Annotated in this window: 8 protein-coding genes; 4 read left to right on the top strand and 4 right to left on the bottom strand. The window is 61.9% G+C overall.

Annotated features, from left to right (window positions below):
* Window positions 1–6: 6 nt before the first annotated feature.
* The 3 genes from atuC to ACEN2T_RS04225 are packed head-to-tail and all read right to left on the bottom strand — an operon-like array spanning window position 7 to window position 4,291.
* Entirely contained in the window at window positions 7–1,623 is a 1,617-nt protein-coding gene (gene atuC, locus ACEN2T_RS04215; protein ID WP_442116352.1) for a geranyl-CoA carboxylase subunit beta, read from the bottom strand.
* 3 nt (window positions 1,624–1,626) lie between these two features.
* The gene (locus ACEN2T_RS04220; protein ID WP_032887956.1) at window positions 1,627–2,499 is read right to left on the bottom strand and encodes an SDR family oxidoreductase; all 873 of its coding nucleotides are present in this window, start codon (window positions 2,497–2,499) and stop codon (window positions 1,627–1,629) included.
* 13 nt (window positions 2,500–2,512) lie between these two features.
* Entirely contained in the window at window positions 2,513–4,291 is a 1,779-nt protein-coding gene (locus ACEN2T_RS04225) for an acyclic terpene utilization AtuA family protein (RefSeq protein WP_442116353.1), read from the bottom strand.
* Between the two features lie 153 nt (window positions 4,292–4,444).
* On the opposite strand from ACEN2T_RS04225, the gene ACEN2T_RS04230 reads away from it, so the two are divergent.
* The 3 genes from ACEN2T_RS04230 to ACEN2T_RS04240 all read left to right on the top strand — a co-directional run bounded on the left by ACEN2T_RS04230 (window position 4,445) and on the right by ACEN2T_RS04240 (window position 7,032).
* Entirely contained in the window at window positions 4,445–5,068 is a 624-nt protein-coding gene (locus ACEN2T_RS04230) for a TetR/AcrR family transcriptional regulator (protein ID WP_122756982.1), read from the top strand.
* A gap of 93 nt (window positions 5,069–5,161) precedes the next feature.
* Complete coding sequence (locus ACEN2T_RS04235) at window positions 5,162–5,950, top strand: substrate-binding periplasmic protein (RefSeq protein WP_099603031.1); 789 nt, start codon at window positions 5,162–5,164, stop codon at window positions 5,948–5,950.
* A 68-nt stretch (window positions 5,951–6,018) separates the two neighbouring features.
* Window positions 6,019–7,032: a GNAT family N-acetyltransferase gene (locus ACEN2T_RS04240; protein ID WP_099603032.1), complete on the top strand. Its 1,014-nt coding sequence runs from the start codon at window positions 6,019–6,021 to the stop codon at window positions 7,030–7,032.
* A 49-nt stretch (window positions 7,033–7,081) separates the two neighbouring features.
* Here the strand turns inward: ACEN2T_RS04240 and ACEN2T_RS04245 are convergent, their stop codons facing one another.
* Window positions 7,082–7,633 (bottom strand): RNA polymerase factor sigma-70, encoded by a 552-nt coding sequence (locus ACEN2T_RS04245; protein ID WP_005789991.1) that lies wholly within the window; start codon window positions 7,631–7,633, stop codon window positions 7,082–7,084.
* A gap of 299 nt (window positions 7,634–7,932) precedes the next feature.
* Between ACEN2T_RS04245 and ACEN2T_RS04250 the strand changes: the two genes are divergently transcribed.
* A complete protein-coding gene (locus tag ACEN2T_RS04250; RefSeq protein WP_442116354.1) occupies window positions 7,933–8,685 on the top strand; it encodes a thioesterase II family protein in 753 nt (250 codons plus the stop codon).
* Window position 8,686 lies beyond the last annotated feature (1 nt).

Here is an 8,686-nt window from a genome sequence, read left to right on the forward strand (position 1 = left end):
CTCCTGTTAGAAACGCGCCACACCGAAGCTGTTGGGCTGCAATTGCCGCACCTCGGCGTCATGGCAAATATCCAGCAAAAAGCCGAGCAACGTGCGGGTATCCCGGGGATCAATCAGCCCGTCATCCCACAGGTTTGCGCTGCCGTACAGGGCGGTGGATTGGCTGTCGAGCTTCTGCGCGGTGACCTGTTCCAGCATGTCCAGCACTTTGGGGTCGGGCACCAAGCCGTCTTTGAGCTGCTTGGCCTCGGTGACGATGCGCAGCACCTTGCCCGCCTGCGCGCCGCCCATCACCGCCGTGCGGCTGTTGGGCCAGGCGAAGATAAAGCGTGGGTCCAGACCCCGGCCACACATCGCATAGTTGCCCGCACCGTAGGAGCCGCCGACCACCACGGTGAGTTTAGGCACCCGCGCATTGGCCACCGCCTGGATCATCTTCGCGCCGTGCTTGATTACGCCTTGTTGCTCTGACTCGGTGCCGACCATAAAGCCAGTGGTGTTGTGCAAAAACAGCAGCGGCGTGCGGCTCTGGTCGCACAGCTGGATAAACTGCGCAGCCTTGCTCGCGCCTTGGGGCGTGATGGGGCCGTTGTTGCCGATCACACCAATGGCGCGGCCCTGGATATGCAGGTGGCCGCAGACGGTGTGGGCATCGAACTCGCCCTTGAATTCAAGGAATTGGGAACCGTCAGCCAGCCGCGCCAGAATTTCGCGCACGTCGTAGGGTTTTTTCGGATCATCGGGGATCAGCCCCAACAGTTCCTCGGCGCAGTACAGCGGTTCTTTGTAGGTGCGTTTTGGCGCAGACGGCAGGCGGTCATCCCAGGGCAGCAGGCTGACGATCTCACGCACGATACGCACGCCATCGGCGTCGTTTTCCGCCAGGTATTCGGCGGTGCCGGCCGTTTGCGCGTGCATCTCGGCGCCGCCCAGTTCTTCATCGGTGGCCACTTCGCCCGTCGCCGCCTTGAGCAGCGGCGGCCCGGCCAGGAACAGCTTGGCCTTGCCGCGCACCACCACCACATAATCCGACAACCCCGGTTGGTACGCGCCACCCGCCGTGGCCGAACCGTGCACCACGGTGATCTGCGGCAGGCCCATGGCTGACATGCGCGCCTGGTTGGCGAAGCTGCGTGCGCCTTCGACAAAAATCTCGGCGGCATAGTTGAGGTTGGCGCCGCCGCTTTCGGCCAGTGTCACCACCGGCAATTTATTCTCCAGCGCGATCTGCTGCATGCGCAGGGATTTTTTCAGCCCGGTAGGAGAAATGGTGCCGCCCTTGATCGCGCTGTTATTGGCCACCACCAACATGCGCACGCCGCTGACGTAGCCGATTCCTGCGATCAACCCACCCCCGGCGGCGCTGCCGTCCTTGTCGTCGTGGAGTTTGTAGCCGGCCAGGCTGGCCAGTTCCAGGAACGGCGCGCCGGGGTCCAGCAGCAAGTTGAGGCGCTCGCGGGGCAACAATTGGCCGCGTTTTTCGAACTTGGGCTTGGCTTCCTGGGCCTTGCTCAGCAGGTTTTGCTCCAGTTGGCGCAGGTGCTGAATGCTGTCCAGCATGGCCTCACGGTTGCGTGCGAACGCTGCGCTGTGGGCGTCGATCAGGCTTTCAATCACCGGCATGATTTATTTCCCTTCCTTGAGCACGTCCGGCAGGTAAGCGCGGTGAAAACCATTGAACGGTTCGCTCGGCGGCTGGGCCTTGTGCAGCGGCCAGGCACGGCTGCCGAGGCTGGCGGCGCCGTCGATGCGCAGGGTGCTGCCGCTGATAAATGCAGCGGCGGGGCTGAGCAGGAACACAATGGCGGCGCTGACTTCCGATTCGGTGCCGATACGCTTGAGCGGCACGTGTTCACGCAGGGTGGGGATCACCGCCTTGAACGCGCCCTCGTAGGTGTCCATGCCGCTGGAGGCGATCCAGCCCGGCGCCACGGCGTTGACCCGAACCCCGGCGCAGCCCCATTCGAAGGCGGCGGTTTTGGTGAAGTTGTCCATGCCGGCACGGGCGGCGCCGGAGTGGCCCATGCCGGGCATGCCGCCCCACATGTCGGCGAGCATATTGACTATAGCGCCGCCGTGTTTGCTCATGGATTGGTTGAACACTTCGCGGGCCATCAGGAAACCGCCCACCAGGTTGGTGCGCAGCACGGTTTCAAAGCCTTTCTGATTGATCGACGCGAGCGGTGATGGGTACTGGCCGCCAGCGTTATTCACCAAACCGTGGACCTGGCCGTGGTCATTCAGGATTTGGCTGACCAGCGTCTTCACCGCCTCTTCATCGCGAATATCGCAGGCGCTGCAATGGGCGATGCCGCCATCTTCGGCAATTTCCGCCGCGACCGCTGCGAGCTTGTCCGGCTTGCGTCCGACCAGGATCACCTGGGCGCCGAGCGCTGCCAGCTCATGGGCGGTGCAGCGGCCAATGCCACTGCCGCCACCGGTGACAATCACGGTGTGACCCTGGAATAGGTCGGCTTTGAAGATCGAGTCGAAGGCCACGGCAACGCTCCTGTTATTGGCATTGATCGGCAATGTGTTGCGGCACCGCAATGGGAATTTCCAGCAGTTGCTGGGCGAAAGCCTTGCCTTGGGGGTCGATGCGCAGGCTGGCAATGCCTCCGCCGCCCAACGCGTTTTCCAGCAGGAAATTCAGGCTGTGGCTGCCGGGCAGATACCAGCGCTCGACGCGGCCGTGCAGCGGGTCGAGCACGTGGCTCATCCAGTCGACGATCACCGCGGGCGTCAGCGCTTCGGCGATCCATGGCAGGTACTCGGGATCACGGGCGATCACGCCGATATTGCTGTGATTGCCCTTGTCACCGGAGCGTGCCACGGCGAGTTTCACGAGGGGCACGCTGGCGTCGGCGCGACCTTGGGGCTTGGGTGGACCCATCGGCGCGGCGGGCAGGGTTGGGGCATCGGTGATGGGTAGCGCGCAAGCGTGGCGTTCACCTTGGAAGTCGATCAGTAACTCGCATGAGGACTTGTCGATCAGAAACGAAAACAACCGAATCAACGGATACACCGTCGGGCGACCCCCTACGATTCCGGTCAACCCCGGCGCCATCCCGGTAGCGGCCTGGGCGATCTCACGCGCGAACAGCACCAGCGCCTGCTTGCTCGGGTGTCGCACCGCCAACTTGACCACCACTTCACGACAGTCATGACGCATCGCATGTGCGCCATAGGTTGCTTCGCTGCCCAGCAGCTCGATATTCACCTCGGTGTACGGCGCCCAGCCGCGTTGGCTGAACAGTTGCGAGGTCTTGTTGATGATCGCCTGGCTGACCCGCTCGGCCTTGGCCACCGCGTCGATCCCGGCAATCAGGCAACTGGCGGTGCAACGCGAGCCATCGGGATACGTGGCGCTGACCTTGTACTGGTCGGTGGGTGGCGAACCCTTGGCGCCGTGCAGGTGCACGCGGTTTTTTCCCTGCTGCTGCAGTTTGACCTGGCTGAAATCGCAGATCACGTCGGGCAACAGATAGGCGCATGGGTCGCCGATTTCATACAGCAACTGTTCGGCCACGCTGAGTTCGCTGATCAACCCGCCGGTGCCGTCGACCTTGGTTACCGTGAACTGGCCGTCGGCGCTGACCTCGACGATGGGGAAACCGATGTGTTCGTAGTCCGGCACATCGCGCCAATCGGTGAAGTTACCGCCGGTGCACTGGGCGCCGCATTCGATGATATGCCCGGCCAGGGCCGCTTGGGCGAGGCGGTCGTAGTCGTGCCAGGACCAGTCGAATTCATGCACCAGCGCCGCGCTGACCACGGCGCTGTCGACCACGCGGCCGGTGATAACGACATCGGCGCCCAGCGCCAAGGCTTGGGTGATGCCCGGTGCGCCAAGGTAAGCGTTGGCGGACACGCACACCGGCGGCAGCGGTGTGCCGCTGAACATATCGGTCGTGCCCGTGAGGTTTTTCAATTGGGGTTGCAGGTCATCGCCCAGCAGAACGGCTATTTTCAGCGGTACCTGGGCTTTATCGCAGGCCGCTTGCAGGGCTGCGGCGCAGGCTTGGGGATTAATGCCGCCAGCGTTGCTGATTACGCGGATGCCCTGGCCCTGGATATCGGCCAGCAGCGGGGTCAGCACCTCGACAAAATCCGAAGCGTAACCGGCCTGAGGGTCTTTCATCCGTGCGCCGGCAAGGATCGACATCGTGACTTCCGCCAGGTAGTCGAACACCAGGTAATCCAGCTTACCGCCGTGCACCAACTGGGCGGCGGCAGTGCAGGTGTCGCCCCAGAAGGCGCTGGCACAGCCGATACGAACCGTCTTGCTCATGAGAAATCCTTCCTCGAATGGCTGTTGGCGAGACTACCAAGCAAGCGCTTGGTTTGTAAACTCCAGTCACAAGTTTTAGCCAAGCGCTTGCTTGGTTGGCGGCCACGGCCTAAATTGCCGGCCAAGACGTCAGTAGAAGTAGAGGAGAGCAGCATGGATGAGCACAAAGCCCTGCGGGTGATGCGCACCATGGTCGATGGCGGCCAATTGACCGATCCCGACAGCGCCCGGGGCAAGTTGCTGCAAACCGCGGCCCACCTGTTTCGCAACAAGGGTTTCGAGCGCACCACCGTGCGTGACCTGGCCAGTGCGGTGGGCATTCAGTCCGGCAGCATCTTTCATCACTTCAAGAGCAAGGACGACATCCTGCGGGCGGTGATGGAGGAAACCATCCACTACAACACGGCGCTGATGCGGGCTTCGCTGGAGGAGGCGACAAACGTGCGCGAACGTGTGCTGGCGCTGATTCGCTGCGAGTTGCAGTCGATCATGGGCGGCAGCGGCGAAGCCATGGCGGTGCTGGTGTATGAATGGCGCTCACTGTCGGCGGACGGCCAGGCCCAGGTCCTGGCGCTGCGCGACGTGTACGAAGACCTCTGGCTGCAAGTGCTGGGCGAGGCCAAGGCTGCTGGCTACATCAAGGGCGATGTGTTTATCGCGCGCCGCTTCCTCACAGGCGCATTGTCCTGGACGACCACCTGGTTTCGCGCCGAGGGCAGCATGACGCTGGAGCAGTTGGCCGAAGAAGCCTTGTTGATGGTTCTGAAAGCCGACTGAGGCGCAAGCTATTAATTTGCTGGCGGAAAGTTGTCTCGCCAGACAAAAACGCCTAGCTTATCGCCATCAGAGTTTTGAACGGTGTGTGCCTTGATGTTTTCGCCATGGCGGCTGGCTGCAGGACTTACCTTTTGGGCACTGGGCACCGCGTGGTGGATGCCGGCGTCGGCTGCGCAATTGGTGCGCATCGGCGCGGCGCATTTCCCTCCTTATACGGTGCGCCCGGAGCAGGGCGCCGACACGGGATTGCTGCCGCAACTGGTCGAGGCCCTGAACGCCTCGCAAACCGACTACCAATTTGTGCTGGTGCCGACTTCCATTCCTCGACGTTTCCGCGATTTCGAGCAGGGCCGGATCGACATGGCCATCTTCGAAAACCCCGCGTGGGGCTGGCAGAAAATTCCCCACACCAGCGTCGACATGGGGCTGGAGGACGCGGAGATTTTCGTCGCTCAGCGTGAACCGGGTCGCGCCCAGGACTATTTCGCCGACCTTGCGGGCAAACGCCTGGCGGTGTTCAGCGGTTATCACTACGCCTTCGCCAGCTTCAACCCCGACCCCAAGAACATGGCCGAGCACTTCAACGCCACCTTGACCTATTCCCACGACAGCAACCTGCTGATGGTTGCGCGCGGGCGTGCGGATATTGCCTTGGTGACCCGTTCGTACCTGAGTGACTTCATGGTGCGCAATGCGGATATGGCCGCGCAGTTCCTGGTATCTGAGCGTATCGATCAGGTCTATCACCATTACGCCTTGCTGCGGCCGAAGGCGCCGATCACGGGCCAGGCTTTTTCCGCGTTGCTCAAGCGTCTGCGCGATGACGGCGAGATGCTGAAGATTTTCGAGCCGTACCGCATCGACGTGATGCCGGTACCTTGATCGGCTAAATTTCCTCTCCCGGCTCACGTCACTTCTTTATCTGTCGACGGTTACCGTGAGCCCCTCCCATGTCCAATCTGAATGACCTGTCGGTCCTGCCGTTACCGGCCGGGCCTGCCTTGAATGCTGATGAAACCGAAAGCCACCTGAGCCTGACCCTGGAAGGCCAGCCGCTGGCGCGTTTGCGCCTGGAGCGTGGCGAGGACCTGCAGGTGCATTTGCAGACCCCCGCCGAGGTGCCTTCCCCCCGCGCCTTGTGGGCTGCCTGCTACTGGTTGTTTACCAAGGAGCCGACTCGGCAACGTCTGACCTGGCACCTTGAGCATGCGCCCGAAGACGCCTTGCGCAGTGGTTTGCTGGTGGCTAGCGAGATCGCCGGGCAGTACCGATGTGAACGCACCCTGTTCTGGCAATTGCCCCAGCCGTGGTTGGGACTCTCGCCCAGTGGCAGCTACCCGCAACAGATGATCATCAGTGCCGGCAAGCGCCACCCCGTCCGTGCGCCGAAGCCTCGGGGTGAGGTTTACCGGCGTTATGACGCACGCCTCGGGGCCTGGATTTCCCTGCGCACCGTTGAGGTCGATGTGGATTTGGCGCGCTTCAATCGCTGGCAGAACAGCACGCGCGTGGCGAGTTTCTGGCAGGAAACCGGCAGCCTGGAGCAGCACCGGGAATACCTGGATAAGCTCGCCGCCGATCCGCACACCCTCACGCTGATCGGCTGTTTTGATGACGAACCCTTTGCCTATTTCGAAGCCTACTGGGCCAAGGAAGACCGTATCGCACCGTTCTACGATGCCGCTGACTACGACCGTGGCATCCACATGCTGGTGGGGGAGGAACATCATCGCGGTCCGCACAAGGTCGCCAGTTGGCTATCGGCGCTGGTGCACTACCTGTTCCTGGATGACCCTCGCACCCAACGTGTGGTGGCAGAACCGCGCGCCGATAACGCGAAGATGATCGGCCATATGCACAACCAGTGTTTCCACTGTGAAAAGGAGTTCGATTTCCCGCACAAGCGCGCGGCGCTGATGATTCTGGGGCGGGAGCGGTTTTTTGAGCGGTGCGGGCTGGTGTGAGCGGTGGGGGCGGGCGTGCTCGCCCCCATTATGGGCAGATCCGTGTCGATCAGACGCGTCGTGCAAACGTATCGCTATGGCTGCCCGACACCTTGCGGCAGTGCACCAGCGCATCGCGAATCATGAAGTTCACAAGCGTTGGTGACACCCCCAACTCCTTGGCGATGTCCTTTTGCGGCACGCCGTGCAGACGGTACATCTCGAACGCGTAACGGGTGCGCTGGGGCAGCTCAGTCAGGGCGTCGGCGATGTTTTCCAGGGTGTTGAAATTGATGTGGGAGGTTTCCGGTGAAGCGCCGTGAATAACCACATTCAAGCCTTCCTCTTCCGTCCCGGAGTATTTGAGCTCCAGGGCCTGCTTACGGTAGTGATCGATGGCCAGGTTACGGACGATCTGGAACAGGTAACTCAATTGGGCCTTGAACGAGGATGTGATCGTCGGCGCCGATTGCAGGCGGAAGTAGGCATCCTGCACGACGTCTTCGGCGCGGGAGCGGCAGCCGGTAATTCGTGCTGCGATCTTCACCAGAATCAGTCGGTTGTCGACGAATGCCTGGAGAAGTGGTGAGTCGCACCTGCCTGTGGATACTTGTTCCGTCATGGAAATCACCTTGAAAAATAGGTTGGGGGAGGGCGTCCTTGCTGAGGCCTCCTACACATCGGGCAACAAATTAGGCTGAATGATAATGATTGTCAAATGAGAAGACGAACTAATCTTATGCTTTCTTGTTCGGCGTGAACCACGTCTCGCTCATGCCCGGCGACTAATTATTTGCCGGTGCCGTCCGTTCTTCTGGGTGAAAGGTCCGTTAGTCAGGCGGCCAAGGATCAGCACCCGCAGGAGGACGAGATGGGTTTTTATCGTGCATACAGCGTGTTTCAGTTTGGGGTCTTCGAGCGATGAGCGCGCCGACCCGACTGCGCCTGTTCTGCCTGCCCTATTCAGGCGCCAGCGCCATGGTCTATGCACGTTGGCGCCGGGTGTTGCCCGAGTGGCTGCAGGTATGCCCGCTGGAATTACCCGGTCGTGGCATGCGCATGGACGAGCCCTTGCAGCGCGATATCAAGGCCTTGGCTGCGCAACTGGCGGACGAAATCTGCCACGACTTGTGCGGCCCCTACGCGTTGTTCGGCCACAGCCTCGGCGGCCTGCTCGCCTTTGAATTGGCCCATGCGTTAAACGCACGCAACGTCCCTGCGCCGCTGGCGTTGTTCGCTTCCGGCACTGCCGGCCCGGCGCGTCGCGATGTCAGCGAATACGCCATCGAAAAGACTGATGAGCAACTGATCGCCCGTCTGCGCGAACTGCAGGGCACCGCCGAAGCGGCCCTGGCCAACCCCGAATTGATGCAACTGATGCTGCCGATCCTACGCGCTGACTTCCTGCTGTGCGGCAGCTTCACCTACGGCGAGCGTGAGCCGCTGGGCATGCCGATCCATGTATTCGGTGGCAAGCAGGACAGCGTACGCGCCGACCAATTGCTCGACTGGCAACTCGATGCCGCCAGCGGCTTTTCCCTCGATATGTTCGACGGCCACCACTTCTTCCTCATGCAGCACGAAAGCACCGTATTGCGCTGCCTGCGGCGCTACGCCGACGAACACCTGGCCCGCTGGCGCAATGGCGCGGCGCGGCAGCTGGTCGCCGGCTGAT

Source organism: Pseudomonas sp. W22_MBD1_FP4 (assembly GCF_052113765.1).
Lineage (GTDB): Bacteria > Pseudomonadota > Gammaproteobacteria > Pseudomonadales > Pseudomonadaceae > Aquipseudomonas > Aquipseudomonas sivasensis.